Raw genomic sequence first — 16272 nt, forward strand, 5'->3', positions numbered from 1 at the left:
AAAAAGAGAGCTAATGATTAGCTCTCTTTTTGTTTATGCTCTAAAACAGTATTTGAACATGTTAATAAAATCTTTTTTAATTCTTCTGTGGATAATTCAATTGTAAATTCAGGTACACCAGGTGTAATTAAAATTTTATTGTACGTATAAATAGCGCTATCCACAATAATTGTTACATGTTGTGAATAACCGAAAGGAGCTACACATCCCGGTGTACAACCAGTCTCTTCCCTTAGTTCATTAGGTGAACAGAGAGATAAGCGTTCTCCCGTTATTTCTTTCATTTCTTCCCGGTTTAACCGAGTTCCTTCTAACGTAAAAAATACGTAATAATTTCCGGATTTTGATTTCAAGAATAAGCTTTTACTGGGAGTACCTTGTAAGCCAAGCCTTTCACGTACGATCCGATCTGTCTCATAATCGAGTACCGGTTCGTGTTCAAATTTTTCATAAGAAGCATTTGTTTTATGTAGTAAAGCAAGTACATCTTCGTACATATGGAGTGATACCCCTTTCTATTGTTAGTGCAGTTTCTTCTCGTGGCGTCAACTGAATGTGTTGGAAAGAGATATTACTTGGATGGTGCTTCCCATAATCGTTTTATAGTACATTGTTCATCGATTATAATTTCATAAACATCAGGATTCGTTAAAGCTCTCCATTCATGAAAGCCGATCGTATGATCAAAGTGCTTTAAAATGAGCGTAAGTAAGTTTCCATGTGTAACGAGTAGTGTTGTAGTATAGTTTAATGTTAAAACGTCTTGGATAAGCGATATAGCACGGTTCGTTGCTTGTTTTGTCGACTCTCCGCCTGAAAAGGCAATATCTATATTTGTAAAAGTAAATTCTAGTTTCTGCATCCAATCGTCCATTGGAACGTCGCTTAATGTGCGTTCAGCTAATCGTTCATCTTCTCGGATAGACAAATTAGCTTGGAGTGCATAAGGCCGAATAGAATCGATAGCTCGCACAAATGGGCTTGAAATAATATGATCTATTTGTGGTTGGTTTTCTAAGAGGAATGTAGCAAGAATGTTTGCTTGATTTTTTCCTGCAATCGTTAATTCGGCACCACGTTCTTGGCCAGTTGCTGAACAATGTCGTATGACAATCAATTTCTTCATAATTCATCCCCATCTTTCAAGTTGACGCTATATACTTCGACAAAAGTGGAAAAAATTCCTTTTTACTGGAAACGGCATGATGATTTAAATATGTGGAAAAGTAATGTGGATAATGAACATTTGAGGTGCAGTAATGAAAAAATTGATATGTATCGTATTCATGATTTGTTTTCTTATGCAATTGTCCACAACATATGCAGAGTCCAATCAAAAGTTAGAGTATCCAAGTAATCGGAATAAGCTACTTGTTAGTGAGGATGTGTTTTACGAACAGTTAGATAAGAAAATTTATAAAGAATATGAAAATGCAGCGTATAGTGTTCGTAAAAAAGTTTCATTTAAAGAAGTGGCTGATGAGGAATTTATTTTTAGGCAAAAAACAAATGCCGACTGTCACAATAAAATGAAGATGGACGGTTCTTTCGTTCATCCTGATCGCCAAGTATACTTCTTTGCTTCCTTTACTCAAAATGAAGTAGAAGAGTTTCATAAGTACATCGTTATAGATGCAGAAACGAAGAGGGAGCTGCAAGGAGAAAAAAGTTATCATCATTATGACAATCCATATAAAAAATAACCCGCCAATTGGCGGGTTATTTTTATTCCGGCACATTCATTAACTTTTCTTTCATTTTACGAATAAGAATGACAGCACCAATTGTGAAGAGAAGGGTAATTCCTTCGGCAACAAAGATGTTGATTGTTTTCGTTTGATAAAGTGCCGCGAAGAAGTCTACAAGTGCGTGGAATAGTATAGCGTACACAAGGAAGATATACTTCTTCTGTTTTACTGCGTATAAAACAAGCATCGTAAAGGCAATTTGCAACACAAGAGCCATCATTCTTTCCAAGCTACCAAGGAAGTATAAATAAGCAGGTTGTTCTATTAACATATCCTTTACAACATTTAATTGTGGTAGTTTTTCTGCCATTTGAGCGAAGCTACCGTTGTTAATAGCATTTGCGAATATAAGTGCCTGTAATGCCGAGAATCCGCCGACTAAAATGGATTCAATCCCCCCATGACCTATTCCGTAAGCAAAACCATCTTTATATTCTTGATATTTTTTTAGTAGGAAGAAGAAGGCAACGAAACGTCCTAATTCTTCAAAAATACCAGCGGTTAGTCCGCCATAAAGTGCAAAGACAAATGGATTTTCTAAAATTGGAGCGATTGCTGGATTTCCGCGCATAAATAGGTGGAACGGTGTCTCGAGAATTTGAGTAAACCCAATAAAAATAAGAACACCGACGCCGACTACTTTCCAATTAATATGATATTTTTTACGAAAATAAACAAACGCAATAATAGGTACCAGAATCGAAAGCACAAGTTGAATTGTGATACTGGCAATTACTGTACTTGAAACCATACTTTCACCGCTTTCTAATATATGTACATATCTATTATGCATGAAATATAGTAGAGATGAAACTTTTAACAAAAAAATGAATTTACTTATTGACTCTAACGTTGCGTCATACTTTATCGTATGTATTAAGGGGGAGATACACATGACAATGAAGGTAAAAGAAGTAGCTAATTTAGTTGGAATTAGTGTGCGCACACTGCATCATTACGATGAAATTGGGTTGTTAACCCCAGACGAGACGACAGAGTCTGGATATCGTCTGTATTCCAATGAAAATTTAGAGACATTGCAGCAAATTTTGTTTTTTAAAGAACTAGGCTTCCCTTTGAAGAAAATTAAAGAAATTATCATGAGTCCATCATTTGACCGAGAAGAAGCGCTACAGCTTCATAAGAAAATGCTTCTTGAAAAGCGTGCTAGGTTAGACAAAGTGATCGCGACGATTGATAAAACAATTCAGCATACAAAAGGAGAGATTGAAATGACGAATAAAGAAAAATTTGAAGGCTTCGATTTCAGCCATAATCCGTACGAAGAAGAAGCGCGTGAAAGATGGGGAGACGCAGCTGTAGATAAAGCGAATGAATATGCGAAAGGTATGTCAAAAAACAATCAAGAAGAGTTTAATACGATTTACAGAAATTTAGCGGCGCTTAGACACGGCGCACCAGATTCTGAAGAAGCACAGAAAGCAATCGGAGTATGGTACGATTACTTGCAAAACTTCGGTGAGTATTCATTCAATGCTTTTAAAGGACTCGGTCAAATGTACGTCGCTGATGAGCGCTTCACGAAAAATATCGATAAGTTTGGTGAGGGATTAGCGCAGTTTATGTGTGATGCGATGGCGGTTTATGCGGATCGTAAGAAATAGTCAAAAATAAAGAAGGTGGAGATTTTCTCCACCTTCTTTATTTTTTTATCATATCATTTAAAGTTTGACTCTCTGTATTATTCAAATGAGGATTTTTACTCATTTCACGCTTTAACATATCAAGGCTCTGTGTATATTCTGTATCATTTAATGCGCCAGATTGCAGGCCTTGAATTTGAGAAATCAACTTTTGGTCTGTTGATACATATGCTTTATAATAGCGAGGGACGATGGATAACGCAGCTCTATATACTTGATCCGCTACGAGTTTTGGATCCGTTGTGTTTGCACGGTATACAACAAATACTTCATCATCGGTAACGAGTGTAGCAGCGTTTGTAACGTCAGGAAGTTTGACTGTCATACTTGTAATCATTTCAGCGACTTTCTCACGGTTAATGGCCCCTACTTGTTTGTTAGATACTTCATGCTTTTGTTTAGATGAATAGCCGACTCTTGTAAGTCGTGTATTTGTATTTTCCGTATGATACATGTCGTTTTTATTGGAAACAAGAACACGACTTCCTTCTTCACGTTCCATTTCGGCTTTATTCGTTGATTGGCAGCCTGCAAATAAGGAAAGAGTGAGAAGAGAAAGTATAATTTGTTTTTTCACGATGTATCACCTCCTTCTCCATAGCATGCACTAATTTTCAATTTTTTGTATTTGAAATTGTTGGTTGGTATGCTTTGTGATACGATAAAAAGAAGAATGCTTAGAGAGGAAGTTAATGATGGAGCAAAAGCAAGAGATTCATGCTACGGTGAGCATTAATAATGTTCAGTACGAAGTAATTAAAAACTTTCGTGACGGTTTTAGTGAAGAAGCATTTAAAGAGCGCTATGCAGAAATTTTAAATAAATATGATTACATCGTTGGGGACTGGGGTTATGAGCAACTTAGATTGCGCGGATTCTTTGATGATAGTAACCAGCGTGCGACATATGATACGAAAATTAGTACGTTAACGGAGTATTTATACGAGTACTGTAACTTTGGTTGTGCACACTTCGTATTACGAAAAGTGAAGAAGTAAAAAAATCCTCTTACGATTGTAAGAGGATTTTTTGCATTATAAACAAATCGAGATATGATCGCCTTCAGAAAGTATTGTATTTGGTTTCATTTGCTGCCGGGAAACATGATCATACTACAGATGCATTACGTTCCTTTTTGAGACTCCCAGGATTAAAGTCGCAAGCCTGAATCTTTGCGGAATGAAGGATGGGATTCTTGAATGACTAAACGTTCGCAGTCCATTTCTGTTTTGAACAGTCTTCAAGATGAGGGCATCTCATTGCCCCTCCTAAACCAGACCATATAGGTGCTTAGGCTGATTGACTGTTACCATCAATCACAGTTGCGTAGCGAATGTTCATCGCCCCAACGATATCACGATGTGTCTTAAATCCACATCGACACTTGTATTTTCTATCTCGCGCCTTGTTCTTTTCGGCACATTGCGGACAACTTTGACTTGTATAAGATGGATTCACATATTCAACTTGAATACCAGCTAGCATTGCTTTATACGCAATAAATCGTGATAAACGATAGAATGACCAAGTGTGTAGGTTTTTTTCGTTTTTACGGCTTGTTCTTGCCGTCTGTCTTATATTCGTTAGTTTTTCTAATCGAATGACAGAAATATGATTATCAACCGCAAAATTAATAATTTTACGACTTATTTTATGATCTTTGTCCTGCATCCATCTTTGCTCTTTATTATCTAATTGCTGAATGGCATTCAATTTTTTGTCTTTTCTTAACTTCTTACGAACACTACGAAACTGACGCTTCTTATATTTGTTTTGTCTACCATTCCCAAAGAAACGAACCTTATCATCATCTGTGATTGCTACCGCAGGGACCTTGAGGCCTAGGTCTATCCCTAAAATTTTCGTTCCTACTCCTTCATTCGTAGGAAGTGTGACAGATATTTGGGCCATCCACTTATTCGATTTCTTTGTGATACGAAGTGTGCCTAACTTATGTTTTAACAAATTTAAATTGCGATTGTTTTTATCGACTAATAAAGCGCGTACCTTTAAACGAGTTGACTTTCCATTTATCATTAACGGGATAGAAGTATGATTGTAATCGAAGGAATAATTTTGATTGTTCCATACGCAAATAGGCTTCTTTAGAATCGGAATAGTTTTATAATTGCTCTTCTTTACTTTTGTAGCAAACAAACTTTTCGCATCTTTAATCGCTTGATTCTTCACCGCGCTTGGGATATTCGCTTTAATATCTTTTGTGCTTTTCTTTGTACTTTTCTTTGCTTCAACCATTTCTGATACAAGTGTATTTATAACTTTGATATATTCATGGCTACTTTGTTCCAATAAACGAATTTGTACTTTTGTTGGAATCAATTTCACTTTCACTGTCAGGGTCTGTGACATATGTTTCATCCCCTTATTTTTGGATTTCCGGCATCGGTTATTCGATAAGTTTTTAGCAACATGTTGAAATGTTCTTCTATCAATTACTTATTTACGGAAAACTACAACAGGAAAAAGACAGAAGAAACTACTTATACTTTGGCGTTCCTTCTATTTATTTTTAATTATAATATATTAAATTGAATATTGAAAATATTTATAATGGAAAAACACCAGCTAAAAAGCTGGTGCCTAAAATAAATTATATAAGTTCAAATAAAAATGAGCGTAGTTCTTCTGCAATTTCTTCAGTCATAGAAAATGCATGCTCTAAGTAGCCTGGTTCGTTTAAATCGTCAGTGCCGATGATTGCGAATTTATTGCGCTGCATATCAAGGACAATTGTTTTACCGTAATGACGATCAGAGTATAAAAGCGCTAAATCATGACGCTCATTTTCTCCCATAAAGCTAACGAAACGCGTTTTTGTAGCGACAGTATCGTCGTACAGAAAGAAACGTTCTTCCATACACATGGCTCCTTTATTAAATATCTAAGTTTAAGTGTGGCTTATGATCTAAATGGTGATGCGTTTTAATGAATCGTACTGTTCTTGTTTTGTAACGCATTACAATAGAATATGTTTCAGCTAAATCTCCGCCTAGGAATTTCACGCCGTCTAATAATTCACCAGCAGATACACCAGTTGCTGAGAAGATTGCATCATCACCAGATACTAAATCTTCTAACATAAGAAGTTGACGAGGGTCTTCTAATCCCATTTCACGACAACGAGCTTCTTCTTCTTCGTTCATTGGAACTAAGCGAGCTTGCATTTCACCTTCAAGACATTTTAATGCTGCTGCAGAAATAACACCTTCTGGAGCTCCGCCAATACCTACGAATAAGTCGATACCTGTCCCAGGTAGTGCTGTTGCGATTGACGCACCAACATCACCATCACCAAATAATTTTACGCGTGCACCTTTTGCACGAACACGATCAATAATATCTTGATGACGTTCACGTTCTTGAACGATAACCGTTAGATCACGAATCTTTTTATTGTTAGCTTCTGCTACAATTTCAATTGTTTTTTCAATTGGATCATCTAAGCTAATTTTACCAGCTGCTTTTGGACCAACCGCGATTTTTTCCATGTACATATCAGGAGCATGAAGAAGGTTTCCTTTATCTGCGATTGCGATAACTGCCATTGCATTTGCAAGACCTTTTGCAACGATGTTTGTACCTTCTAATGGGTCAACGGCGATGTCTACTTCTGGACCGTTACCTGTTCCTAGTTCTTCATCAATATACAGCATCGGTGCTTCATCAAGTTCTCCTTCACCAATTACAACTGTACCTGCCATGTTTACTGAATCAAACATATCACGCATTGCTGTAGTTGCTGCATCATCTGCTTCGTTCTTCTTTCCGCGGCCCATCCACTGTGCGGATGCTAATGCTGCTGCTTCTGTTACACGGACAATTTCTAGTGCGAGTTCACGTTCCAAGATTTCATTCCTCCAATTTCAAAAATCATACAAATATAACTATAACAAATAACGGAGAAAAGGTGAATTCGAAAAATTGTCGATTTTTTCAGAAGAAAGCGTTACAATTAAAATGTAAATGCTTTAATTTCCAGGTAGGTGACATTCATGTATTTTGTAGACAGAAAGAAAATAGAACAAATGCTAGTATGTTTAGAACGAGCAACAAGTACATTTCAAGAGAAAAAGATATATGAAACCGAGTTTGAATTTTACGCATTAGAGCGCATAGCCCATCTTATTATTGATTGTGTATTAGATGTAGGGAATGCGATGATCGATGGATTTATTATGCGCGACCCAGGAAGCTATGAAGATATTATTGATATTTTAATGGACGAGCGAGTGATAAGTGCAGAAGATGGACAAGGAATGAAAGAAATTATCCTTCTTCGAAAAATGCTTACGCAAGATTATATTCAAATGAATCATGATGAATTATATAAGACGATTCAAAAACATATTGCAGTGGTAGAAAAATACCCAGCAAATATTCGCAGTTATTTAGAGAAGGAATTAGGGCCTGTATCTGCATTTGTACCAGAATAATTATGCTTATAAGATCCCCAAAGAATGCCTTTTGGGGGTCTTATATTGTATGTGAGGGAGAAGGGTGAAACATGGGGGAAGCACGTACGACGAAAGATGAAATTGTGCAGTTGTTGAAAGTAAAGGGAGAGCACACGGTAGCGGAACTAGCTGAAGTTTTAGAGATTACAGAAATGGCGATTCGAAGACATTTAAGTAATCTTGAGAAGGATGGTTTCATCTATTCCAAGATGGTAAGGCAACATGTCGGAAGACCAACTTATTTGTATGGATTAAGCGAAAAGGGAGAAGATACATTCCCGAAAGAGTATAAGCAATTCGCAATTGATATGCTAGAAGATTTAGCGCGAATGGGCGATGAAAAAATACTTCGCTACGTTTTAAAAGAGAGAACGAAGCGTATGGAAGAACAGTTACAAAAGCGTGTGAGTAACCAAAAGAATTTAGCATATAAAGTGCAAGAGATAGCGGCTATGCAAGAGAAAAATGGTTATATGGTTCAAATTAAGAGAGACGGAGAGAACTCTTTCGTAATTGAAAAACAAAACTGTCCGTTAAAGGAAATTGCAGAGAGATTCCCGCAAGTATGCGAAGATGAAAAAGAGATGTATAAGCGTTTATTTGCAGGAGCAGATGTAAAGACGTTAGCAAATATGTGCGAGGGCGATTGTAGTTGTTCTTACCAAATAAAAGAGAAAAAATGAACGTTATGGGGCGCTTTAAGGTAAAGCGTTTTTTTCTTTTGGAAAAGCGGGTAATATAAGAGTGGTATGATAAGGTGAGAACGTTAGCATAGAAGGAGAGACATAATATGTATAAAGGTTACTTAATTGACTTAGACGGTACAATGTATCGCGGAGAAGAACAAATTGAAGAAGCGAGCGACTTCGTAAAAGCATTAGGAGAGCGCGGCATTCCTTATTTATTCGTTACGAATAACTCAACGCGTAAACCAGAACAAGTGGCAGAAAAACTTGTTCGTTTCGATATTCCAGCGAAAGCAGAGCAAGTTTTCACAACGAGTATGGCGACAGCAAACTTCATTTACGAACGTAAACAAGACGCAACTGTATATATGATTGGTGAAGAAGGCTTACATGATGCGCTTGTGGAAAAAGGATTTGAACTTGTGGATGAAAATCCTGATTTCGTTGTTGTTGGTTTAGATCGTGACATCACATATGAAAAATTAGCAAAAGCTTGTCTTGCTGTGCGTAACGGCGCAACGTTTATTTCTACAAATGGAGACATTGCCATTCCAACTGAGCGCGGATTATTACCAGGTAACGGTTCATTAACATCAGTTGTAACAGTATCAACAGGTGTGGATCCAATCTTCATCGGAAAACCAGAATCAATCATTATGGAACAAGCTTTAAAAGTACTTGGCATAGAAAAAAATGAAGCATTAATGGTTGGGGATAACTACGATACAGACATTTTAGCAGGAATAAATGCTGGTATGCATACCCTTCTTGTCCACACTGGAGTCACAACTGTGGAGAAGTTAACAGAATATGAAGTACAACCAACGCAAGTTGTGCATAACTTGACGGAGTGGATTGAGAAGATGTAATGAAAAACAGGTAACCAGGATAGGTTACCTGTTTTTTATTAGAATGCACGATTCACAACATCTTTAACCTCTTCAAGATATTGCTTACGCACACTATTATCCACAGAAGGAACACTTGTATAGAATGTATGCTCAATTGTTTCAATGCCTGTAAATTCAAAGATACCAACATCTGCTGTTTTCTTCATTGCATCAAACATACCGCCTGCTGTGTATGCTTCTTTCGTATTTCCCATTGTAGATAATAATAAGCCTTTTTTACCGCTTAATAACTTCTCAATACCATTTTCACCGTAAGCATAAGCGAAGCCGTGGCTAAATACACGGTCAACGTATCCTTTTAAAATAGCAGGAAGTCCCGCCCACCAAACTGGATAAATGAATGTAATGCTATCAGCCCAAGAGATATGCTCTTGCTCTTCTTTAATATCTTCTGGTGTGTTTCCTTGAGAAAATGAGATGAAATCGGAAGCGCCTAATACTGGATTGAAGTTTAATTCGTATAGATCGCGAACGCGTACTTCATGACCTTTTTCTTCTAATTCACTTTTTACCGTTTCTAAAATCGCATGGTTGAAGCTTTCTGTATTTGGGTGTGCATAAACGATTACATGTTTCATTGTTCTTCCTCCTATTTGTGGATAGTTTTTTATTTATGTAACTATTATGGTTACTTCTTTTGCGGAAGTCAAATGATACATATGTATGTATAAAAAGACGGCTAAAATCGTCTTTCTATACCCCGCTCATACAAAGAACAAAGAAAACAAATAAAATGATGACAATACCAATACCGAAGTTAAATACGAGAGTACTATCCATCTTATGTAACCTCCTTATTTGAAAGTAAAAAGCACTCTAGCCAAGAGTGCTTTTTTATTTTGAGTCTACTTCAAAACTTTGAGAAAAGGGTTCATGCATGTAAAGAGTTACATTATTTTATGTGTTTATGCTTTGAAATGAGTAAGTCCTTGTGAGGTATAGAAAAAAAGACACTCTTTAGAGTGTCTTTCATGATGACAAAATGTGCCAATTGCTTGAGTTTGATAAGGCGCTAATATCCGTTTTAACGCCTTTTCTTTGATCAAGAAGTGTAGCAACAGCGATTCAGATAAATTGTACCATTTGATTTATAAGTGTGCGTATGCAATTGTGCATATTTTAATTATGAGGTAGGTAATGAACTATGAATAATTTGAAGGGATTTACTTACGATTTCTTCTGCGGCATATATGCCAATTGCATCTGTTTTTACAATCTGGGGTTGTAAATGATTATATGTTGTCCCTAATTCACCGTGAAGTGGTGCGAAGGCATAGTTAGCTTTTTCAAGCATGCATAAATCAAGTAAAGAATCTCCAGCGGTAATAATAGTGTCTATTTGTAGCACTTCTTTTATATATTGCACAGCATCCCATTTGTTAATAGGCTTCGGTACAAAATATAATTTTCTACCTTGAAGTGAATGAGCCCAGCCTTGTTTGTCTAACCAAGAAATGAAGGATGTTAATTCGTCATAAGGAATGTTCTCTCGTTTAATGATGCAATAGTGGAATAAATCATCAGCTGTTTTTTGTGATATAACCCAATCTTTATGAGCAATTTGTTCAAATTCCTTTAGTATATCATTTCTCTCTAAACATTCTACTGAAAGTCTTTTTTTTATTTCTTTGTTCCAAGTAACATCTTGCTTGCCGTCATGAAGGATATTACCGCCGTTACTTGTAATGGCATATTCGGGAATGATTTCATTTTGGAATACAGTAATACGCTGAAACTGTTCAATCGTTCTTGTTGTAACTGGGATAAAATATGAGTGCAGTTGCAATTTTTTTAGTAGTGAAATGGTTTTGTGTGATATGAAAGAAATTTCTTTTCCGTCTAAAGTTTCAATGAGCTGAATTGATTCATTTTCTATATGGGCACGAAATGATTTTCGGGAATAAATAAGTGTCTGATCAAGATCACTAGCGAAAATCATATCGTTTCCCTCCTAAGAGGCTTAATGAGCCCGCAACATGAATACGTCATATTCTCATATATTTCAATAGGGACATTCTTTTCTTTAGCAAGAAGTAAAATATGCTTTAAATCAGGATTGTTTTGCTTGCGTATTAAAATTTTCCACGGTATTCTCCGGAGTAATACGCGAGTTGTTTCACCGACTCCTGGTTTAATTAAGTTAATATCGTCAATTTCAAAGTGAGTTTGGATAGACTGTATATCTTTTAATCCTTGCCAAGATGGATCGGTGTATGTTGAAGCGATATGATGTAATTGATTATCTATATGAGAATGAACAGAAGGGAATAAATCTGTTACCTCATTGATGAAGAAATTTGATAAATCTTCTTGTTCTAGCTCTTTATAATATTTAACACCATGAAAATCGTTTGGGCCAATATAGGTGTCATTTAGTACAGTGCGGCTAATTAGTCCAGAGACGGTTGCATTTAAGCAAGCACTAGGGATAAGAAAATCTTTGCGTGTACCGTAAATTGAAGTACAGTAACCCGGATCAGCAAGTACAGCCATACAATGAGAAAGGTGTGTATTATTTTTCTCGTTAAATGTATGTACTGCATGTTCCAATTCCTTTTTTATTGCACCCTTTCCAGTCCACCCATCAATGAATTGAATTGTTTCTTTAGGGTGATGTTCTAAAATATAGTGAAGTGCATTTTCATCGATACCGCGTCCGCGAATAATGGAAATACAATAGTGAGGTACATCAAGGTTATATTGATAGCGTATATAGCGTTTTATAAGAATACCGATTGGTGTACCAGCACGAGCTAATGAGACGAGGACAAGATTCGTTCCTTTAGTCTGTATGATTTGTTCAGCGACAACTCCAACTGCGGTTGCTAGTTTGTGCTTGTATTGTTGCAGGGAGGAAAAGAATAAATCCATATATGCTTTAGATGGTTTATATTCCACTGGTAACATTTCAGAATAATGTGTACCAGCTTGAATTGCCTGTTCTCTCGTTTCTGTGGAACTTTCTTTCATTAAATCACTAATATCTTTTAATAGAAAAATAGTATCACTTGGATCGTAACTACTAATATGGGAATTTACTTTTATCATAATTATCAACCTTCCTTTTCTATGCTATTTGAAAATGAGACGATATGAATACAGGGAATAACCGTTTGTAACTGATGTAGAAGAGGAAATAGAGCTTCTTCTCCTACATCACGTTCCATAAAAACAAATACTTCATCGTAATCATGGGGTGAAATATTATAAAAGTAATTTGTAATAGTAGAATCTTCAGGACTTGGATATGGGAAATGATTATGAATGGCGTAGTTCATATCATTTGAAACAGGGTGGATCGGACTTCGTGTTGTAGATTGATATAAAATATTTTCACCCATTGCAGCAGCGATTTTCATTGGAATATACATAAATTCACCCGTTCCGAGGCAGAGTGTTCGTTTTCCAATTCTTTTTCTTTGTAACGTTTTTCCTGCTTCTTGAGTAAAAGAATGAATGTGCTTTTGTTCATATGATGAAATACCAAAGCGTCCAGTATATTTTATGTAATCTGATGTACAAGGTAATGTTGGACAAGTAATGGTATGTTTTTTGAAATAAGGTTTTGTTTCTTCAGTTTGTATAGTTGGTTTTGAAATATTCAACGGTTGGCCAGTTGTATGAATAATTCCTTCTAATAAAGAAATAACATGAATTTTTATTTGAAGTTCTTCTTCTAGTTGTTTAAATTGTCTTCTATTAGTATTAGAACGCCAGTCTAATAAAGAAGCAATGATATATTCTTCTCGTGGAAATTGCTGTTGAATGGACCTGATAATATTTAGTGCGGTTTTTCCGGTTGTCATCTCATCATCTACGAGAACGATCGGATTGTTGTTTTGAAAAAAGCTCTTATCGACATAACAACGGTGTGATGTTGCATGGGAATGTTCTTCCTCAAATGTAATGACAGATTCGAGATTGGGTATCGATTCCCTAGTTGTATGTACATACTTTGCATTTTGAAAGCATTGAAACATAGAATGGCCAAGTGCTGTTGCTGTTTCAGCGAATCCGATAAATAAAACTTCTTCTTGCAAGGGATATTGATAATGAAATACTTCTTCTGGAATTTCATCAACTTCTAATGAAATAAGATTTAAAATTTCTTTTTGAAACGGATGAAAAGCATGATGTAGTATTTCCATATATCTTGCAGCAAGGGCAAACCCACTTGCTAGAGAGATTGCAGGTTTAATAGGAAGATGCTTTCCAAGAATTGTACTCACAAATAAAAAACTCCGCTTCTTATTTATCCTCGCCGCCATTTGAAAAAGATTATCTAACGCTAAATTATATGGATTATCACGTACTTCTACATGAACTTTTATAGTATTTAAAATGTTATACGTGTTGTTTTGCGTTTGTAATAAGGAGATCGGTAAATTGTTTGTTTTCATGTAGCACCCCGTAAATATTAGATTTTAAAATGGTTTTGCGAGCCCAGTTATAATGAGGCTTTACTTCATTCATTTTGTTAGCAAAACTGCTTTTTAGCACTCCGTTATACGTATCTGCATTTTGTAAAATTGACCTTGCGTCTAAATAATCTTCCATTGTGACAATGTGCATTGCTTGTACAACTTTAATATGAGATGGATGAATAACTGTTTTTCCGATTAATCCATTTGCATGGTCAAGCGATACCTCTTGAATGAGCCCTTCTTCGTAATCATTAGAAAAATATTCCCATACACATCCTGAAATAACATATTCATTTGTAGCTCTGGAGAAAATATTAATAATGTCTGAAATACAATCACGAACAACAGTAATATGATAGATTGGTGTGTATTTATTACGCCGAATACCAAATATACTTGAAAAATCAGTGGCACCAATACGTACATTTAAGATGTAATCATGATAGGAATCTAGTAAATCTTTTATTTGTAATAAGGACGCTAAGCGTGTTTCTTTATACATAATTTCTGGTGATTCTAAAATCGGCATTCCATAAAGGGATAATGAATATAGCTCGTTTATATATGCAAGCTGATCGATATAAGTCTTTCCATTAACGGGTGTGAATTTTGGAAAGACGAAACCACATAAGCAATGAACAGCACTACCTAATTCGGTAACAATTGTCTTCATTTGACTTGGCTGTCGAACTCTAATAAAAAGAAGTGGAATGTCTGATTGACTTAGTATGTTGGCACTGACTAAGTTGGCGATTTGCTGTATTTGAACGACGATGTTTTGCTCTGCAAGTTTTACTTCCTCATCACTGATAGAGTCTTCTAGACAAAGAATCATCGAAATAGCTTCCACATGTTTTTTTCTAATTATTTCTTCCGCGATCGTTTCTTTCGTGCCAGGAGTATATAGTGTAGCCCCTAATGCGTACGCTAATTGCTCTTTCTCTATACTTTTTGAAAAACTAAGAGGTTCTTTATAGAAAAAATTTTGACGTTCTTCTAAGGAGAGATAAGAAAAGTAATTCAAATTGTCACCACCTTATTTCAAATAATTCTGTTTAATCGTAACATAATAAGAAAAATCTTCCATAAAAATGAGGCGATAAATTTAAAAAACATATTGAGAAAGATGAATTATAAGATGAATATCGAATAGTGTTAGTAGAAATATAATAGGGGGAAGAGAAGGATGGATATACATAAGTTAACGATAGCAGAAGCAAATGAGATAAATACGTGGACGTACGAAGAACCTTATAATTTGTATAGTTTTTCAGGTGAGGAAGAAGTAATAGAAGAATTATTAGATGGGACGTATTATGGCTGCTGTGACGATAATGGGGAGTTTATCGGCTATTTTTGTTTTGGAGAAAATGCACAAGTGCCAGGGGGAAGAGATGCTCATTTATATGGTGGAGAAGATGTAATTGATATCGGACTTGGCATGAAGCCAGCGTTAACAGGGAAAGGGCTGGGGAAAATGTTTTTTCAAGCTGGGATAGCCTTTGCTGCAAAAGAATACAAGCCGAAAATGTTGCGACTTAGTGTAGCGACATTTAATACAAGAGCGATTACGCTTTATAAAAACATAGGTTTTCAGCAAGGTCCTATTTTTTTGAGCCGTGGAAGAGAATTTATGCTTATGGAATACGAAAGACCGTCAGTATGAAACTGACGGTCTTTCATGTTTTATCCCGCTTTAATGGGCAGTAAGACCTCCACCTCAAGATTCAGCGAAAGCAAAGAAGTTAGGTGGGGGGCGGGCTGCCCATTAAAGTCCGATTGGTGAGGGCTGATTAAAGTTTTCACTTTATTATTCCGAATGCTCAGCTCTGTGCGCTAAGCGGCTTGAAGCAGCGGCAGCAATTCCTCCAACGATATCATCAAGGAATGTATGCACCTTTCCAGTTGATTTATCATTTAAGTATTCTAAAATACCAGGTTTTAATTTATCGATATATCCAAAGTTCGTGAAACCGATAGAGCCGTACACATTAACGATAGAAAGTGCGATTACTTCATCAATTCCGTATAAGCCTTCATCACGTTTTACGATATCTTGTAACGGTTCACTTAACATTCCTTTTTCAGCAAGGACATCGAGTTCGATACCAGTAATCAGTGCGTTTTGTACTTCACGTTTTGATAATACACGCTCAACGTTATAACGGCATTCTGACATCTCTAAATTTGGATGATATTTTTTTTGAAGAAAATGAACAAGTTCAGCAATATCGTCAATTGTTACACCGCGCTCTTGTAATAGTTGTAATGCTCTTTCTTGTAGTTGATTCGATTCTTTCATGTTTATCACCTTTTTTTCTTTTTAGTATTTGTATACGTTTCGTTGCTTTATCACGTGCATAG

General features: G+C 36.0%; 20 protein-coding genes. 7 read left to right on the forward strand and 13 right to left on the reverse strand.

Annotated elements, in window-relative coordinates; translation table 11 throughout:
* Nucleotides 1–17 precede the first annotated feature (17 nt).
* Nucleotides 18–497 (reverse strand): YbaK/EbsC family protein, encoded by a 480-nt coding sequence (locus Q9B79_RS19635; RefSeq protein ID WP_306186815.1) that lies wholly within the window; start codon nucleotides 495–497, stop codon nucleotides 18–20.
* 74 nt (nucleotides 498–571) lie between these two features.
* The gene (locus Q9B79_RS19640; RefSeq protein WP_306186817.1) at nucleotides 572–1126 is read right to left on the reverse strand and encodes a histidine phosphatase family protein; all 555 of its coding nucleotides are present in this window, start codon (nucleotides 1124–1126) and stop codon (nucleotides 572–574) included.
* A 133-nt stretch (nucleotides 1127–1259) separates the two neighbouring features.
* On the opposite strand from Q9B79_RS19640, the gene Q9B79_RS19645 reads away from it, so the two are divergent.
* Nucleotides 1260–1703, forward strand: a complete 444-nt coding sequence (locus Q9B79_RS19645) for a hypothetical protein (RefSeq protein ID WP_306186819.1) — start codon at nucleotides 1260–1262, stop codon at nucleotides 1701–1703.
* A gap of 22 nt (nucleotides 1704–1725) precedes the next feature.
* On the opposite strand, the gene Q9B79_RS19650 is transcribed toward Q9B79_RS19645, so the two are convergent.
* Nucleotides 1726–2541, reverse strand: a complete 816-nt coding sequence (locus Q9B79_RS19650; protein WP_306186946.1) for a YhfC family intramembrane metalloprotease — start codon at nucleotides 2539–2541, stop codon at nucleotides 1726–1728.
* Between the two features lie 100 nt (nucleotides 2542–2641).
* On the opposite strand from Q9B79_RS19650, the gene Q9B79_RS19655 reads away from it, so the two are divergent.
* Nucleotides 2642–3373, forward strand: a complete 732-nt coding sequence (locus tag Q9B79_RS19655; protein ID WP_306186821.1) for a MerR family transcriptional regulator — start codon at nucleotides 2642–2644, stop codon at nucleotides 3371–3373.
* Nucleotides 3374–3410: 37 nt separating this feature from the next.
* Here the strand turns inward: Q9B79_RS19655 and Q9B79_RS19660 are convergent, their stop codons facing one another.
* Nucleotides 3411–3989 carry a YhcN/YlaJ family sporulation lipoprotein gene (locus Q9B79_RS19660; protein WP_306186823.1) on the reverse strand — a complete coding sequence of 193 codons (579 nt, stop codon included), beginning with the start codon at nucleotides 3987–3989 and terminating at the stop codon, nucleotides 3411–3413.
* Between the two features lie 118 nt (nucleotides 3990–4107).
* Between Q9B79_RS19660 and Q9B79_RS19665 the strand changes: the two genes are divergently transcribed.
* Nucleotides 4108–4410, forward strand: coding sequence for a YutD family protein (locus tag Q9B79_RS19665; RefSeq protein ID WP_000435943.1), 303 nt, complete (start codon nucleotides 4108–4110; stop codon nucleotides 4408–4410).
* 292 nt (nucleotides 4411–4702) lie between these two features.
* On the opposite strand, the gene Q9B79_RS19670 is transcribed toward Q9B79_RS19665, so the two are convergent.
* The 3 genes from Q9B79_RS19670 to glpX all read right to left on the reverse strand — a co-directional run bounded on the left by Q9B79_RS19670 (nucleotide 4703) and on the right by glpX (nucleotide 7278).
* Nucleotides 4703–5782, reverse strand: a complete 1080-nt coding sequence (locus Q9B79_RS19670) for a transposase (protein WP_306186826.1) — start codon at nucleotides 5780–5782, stop codon at nucleotides 4703–4705.
* Between the two features lie 241 nt (nucleotides 5783–6023).
* Nucleotides 6024–6290, reverse strand: a complete 267-nt coding sequence (locus Q9B79_RS19675; protein WP_000392610.1) for a DUF3055 domain-containing protein — start codon at nucleotides 6288–6290, stop codon at nucleotides 6024–6026.
* Nucleotides 6291–6306: 16 nt separating this feature from the next.
* Complete coding sequence (glpX, locus tag Q9B79_RS19680; protein WP_306186829.1) at nucleotides 6307–7278, reverse strand: class II fructose-bisphosphatase; 972 nt, start codon at nucleotides 7276–7278, stop codon at nucleotides 6307–6309.
* 147 nt (nucleotides 7279–7425) lie between these two features.
* On the opposite strand from glpX, the gene Q9B79_RS19685 reads away from it, so the two are divergent.
* The 3 genes from Q9B79_RS19685 to Q9B79_RS19695 all read left to right on the forward strand — a co-directional run bounded on the left by Q9B79_RS19685 (nucleotide 7426) and on the right by Q9B79_RS19695 (nucleotide 9442).
* Nucleotides 7426–7866, forward strand: a complete 441-nt coding sequence (locus Q9B79_RS19685; RefSeq protein WP_000274001.1) for a DUF86 domain-containing protein — start codon at nucleotides 7426–7428, stop codon at nucleotides 7864–7866.
* A gap of 71 nt (nucleotides 7867–7937) precedes the next feature.
* Complete coding sequence (locus Q9B79_RS19690) at nucleotides 7938–8570, forward strand: helix-turn-helix transcriptional regulator (protein ID WP_229132278.1); 633 nt, start codon at nucleotides 7938–7940, stop codon at nucleotides 8568–8570.
* A 107-nt stretch (nucleotides 8571–8677) separates the two neighbouring features.
* Nucleotides 8678–9442, forward strand: coding sequence for a TIGR01457 family HAD-type hydrolase (locus tag Q9B79_RS19695; RefSeq protein ID WP_306186834.1), 765 nt, complete (start codon nucleotides 8678–8680; stop codon nucleotides 9440–9442).
* 38 nt (nucleotides 9443–9480) lie between these two features.
* On the opposite strand, the gene Q9B79_RS19700 is transcribed toward Q9B79_RS19695, so the two are convergent.
* The 5 genes from Q9B79_RS19700 to Q9B79_RS19720 form a co-directional block, all read right to left on the reverse strand.
* Nucleotides 9481–10062 carry an NAD(P)H-dependent oxidoreductase gene (locus tag Q9B79_RS19700; protein ID WP_088080787.1) on the reverse strand — a complete coding sequence of 194 codons (582 nt, stop codon included), beginning with the start codon at nucleotides 10060–10062 and terminating at the stop codon, nucleotides 9481–9483.
* Between the two features lie 545 nt (nucleotides 10063–10607).
* Complete coding sequence (locus tag Q9B79_RS19705) at nucleotides 10608–11423, reverse strand: HAD family hydrolase (protein WP_306186837.1); 816 nt, start codon at nucleotides 11421–11423, stop codon at nucleotides 10608–10610.
* Nucleotides 11420–12532 (reverse strand): cysteine protease StiP family protein, encoded by a 1113-nt coding sequence (locus tag Q9B79_RS19710; RefSeq protein ID WP_306186839.1) that lies wholly within the window; start codon nucleotides 12530–12532, stop codon nucleotides 11420–11422. The genes Q9B79_RS19705 and Q9B79_RS19710 overlap by 4 nt, the downstream gene beginning before the upstream one ends.
* Before the next feature lie 5 nt (nucleotides 12533–12537).
* Nucleotides 12538–13884, reverse strand: a complete 1347-nt coding sequence (locus tag Q9B79_RS19715; protein WP_306186841.1) for a phosphoribosyltransferase family protein — start codon at nucleotides 13882–13884, stop codon at nucleotides 12538–12540.
* Nucleotides 13829–14932 carry an HpcH/HpaI aldolase/citrate lyase family protein gene (locus Q9B79_RS19720; RefSeq protein WP_306186842.1) on the reverse strand — a complete coding sequence of 368 codons (1104 nt, stop codon included), beginning with the start codon at nucleotides 14930–14932 and terminating at the stop codon, nucleotides 13829–13831. Before Q9B79_RS19720 ends, Q9B79_RS19715 begins: the two co-directional genes overlap by 56 nt.
* Before the next feature lie 162 nt (nucleotides 14933–15094).
* Between Q9B79_RS19720 and Q9B79_RS19725 the strand changes: the two genes are divergently transcribed.
* Complete coding sequence (locus Q9B79_RS19725) at nucleotides 15095–15574, forward strand: GNAT family N-acetyltransferase (protein ID WP_306186843.1); 480 nt, start codon at nucleotides 15095–15097, stop codon at nucleotides 15572–15574.
* Between the two features lie 144 nt (nucleotides 15575–15718).
* On the opposite strand, the gene Q9B79_RS19730 is transcribed toward Q9B79_RS19725, so the two are convergent.
* Nucleotides 15719–16210 (reverse strand): phosphatidylglycerophosphatase A family protein, encoded by a 492-nt coding sequence (locus Q9B79_RS19730; protein ID WP_000665103.1) that lies wholly within the window; start codon nucleotides 16208–16210, stop codon nucleotides 15719–15721.
* Between the last annotated feature and the right edge of the window lie 62 nt (nucleotides 16211–16272).

It is taken from the genome of Bacillus sp. MHSD_36 (genome assembly GCF_030757775.1).
Classification (GTDB): Bacteria; Bacillota; Bacilli; order Bacillales; family Bacillaceae_G; genus Bacillus_A.

Coding starts and splice junctions, on each gene's coding strand:
- Q9B79_RS19730 (WP_000665103.1), bottom strand. CDS start 16,210: ATGAAAGAATCGAATCAACTACAAGAAAGAGCATTACAACTATTACAA.
- Q9B79_RS19710 (WP_306186839.1), bottom strand. CDS start 12,532: ATGATAAAAGTAAATTCCCATATTAGTAGTTACGATCCAAGTGATACT.
- Q9B79_RS19665 (WP_000435943.1), top strand. CDS start 4,108: ATGGAGCAAAAGCAAGAGATTCATGCTACGGTGAGCATTAATAATGTT.
- Q9B79_RS19655 (WP_306186821.1), top strand. CDS start 2,642: ATGACAATGAAGGTAAAAGAAGTAGCTAATTTAGTTGGAATTAGTGTG.
- Q9B79_RS19695 (WP_306186834.1), top strand. CDS start 8,678: ATGTATAAAGGTTACTTAATTGACTTAGACGGTACAATGTATCGCGGA.
- Q9B79_RS19675 (WP_000392610.1), bottom strand. CDS start 6,290: ATGGAAGAACGTTTCTTTCTGTACGACGATACTGTCGCTACAAAAACG.
- Q9B79_RS19640 (WP_306186817.1), bottom strand. CDS start 1,126: ATGAAGAAATTGATTGTCATACGACATTGTTCAGCAACTGGCCAAGAA.
- Q9B79_RS19685 (WP_000274001.1), top strand. CDS start 7,426: ATGTATTTTGTAGACAGAAAGAAAATAGAACAAATGCTAGTATGTTTA.
- Q9B79_RS19645 (WP_306186819.1), top strand. CDS start 1,260: ATGAAAAAATTGATATGTATCGTATTCATGATTTGTTTTCTTATGCAA.
- Q9B79_RS19715 (WP_306186841.1), bottom strand. CDS start 13,884: ATGAAAACAAACAATTTACCGATCTCCTTATTACAAACGCAAAACAAC.
- Q9B79_RS19635 (WP_306186815.1), bottom strand. CDS start 497: ATGTACGAAGATGTACTTGCTTTACTACATAAAACAAATGCTTCTTAT.
- Q9B79_RS19670 (WP_306186826.1), bottom strand. CDS start 5,782: ATGTCACAGACCCTGACAGTGAAAGTGAAATTGATTCCAACAAAAGTA.
- Q9B79_RS19705 (WP_306186837.1), bottom strand. CDS start 11,423: ATGATTTTCGCTAGTGATCTTGATCAGACACTTATTTATTCCCGAAAA.
- Q9B79_RS19650 (WP_306186946.1), bottom strand. CDS start 2,541: ATGCATAATAGATATGTACATATATTAGAAAGCGGTGAAAGTATGGTT.
- Q9B79_RS19690 (WP_229132278.1), top strand. CDS start 7,938: ATGGGGGAAGCACGTACGACGAAAGATGAAATTGTGCAGTTGTTGAAA.
- Q9B79_RS19700 (WP_088080787.1), bottom strand. CDS start 10,062: ATGAAACATGTAATCGTTTATGCACACCCAAATACAGAAAGCTTCAAC.
- Q9B79_RS19725 (WP_306186843.1), top strand. CDS start 15,095: ATGGATATACATAAGTTAACGATAGCAGAAGCAAATGAGATAAATACG.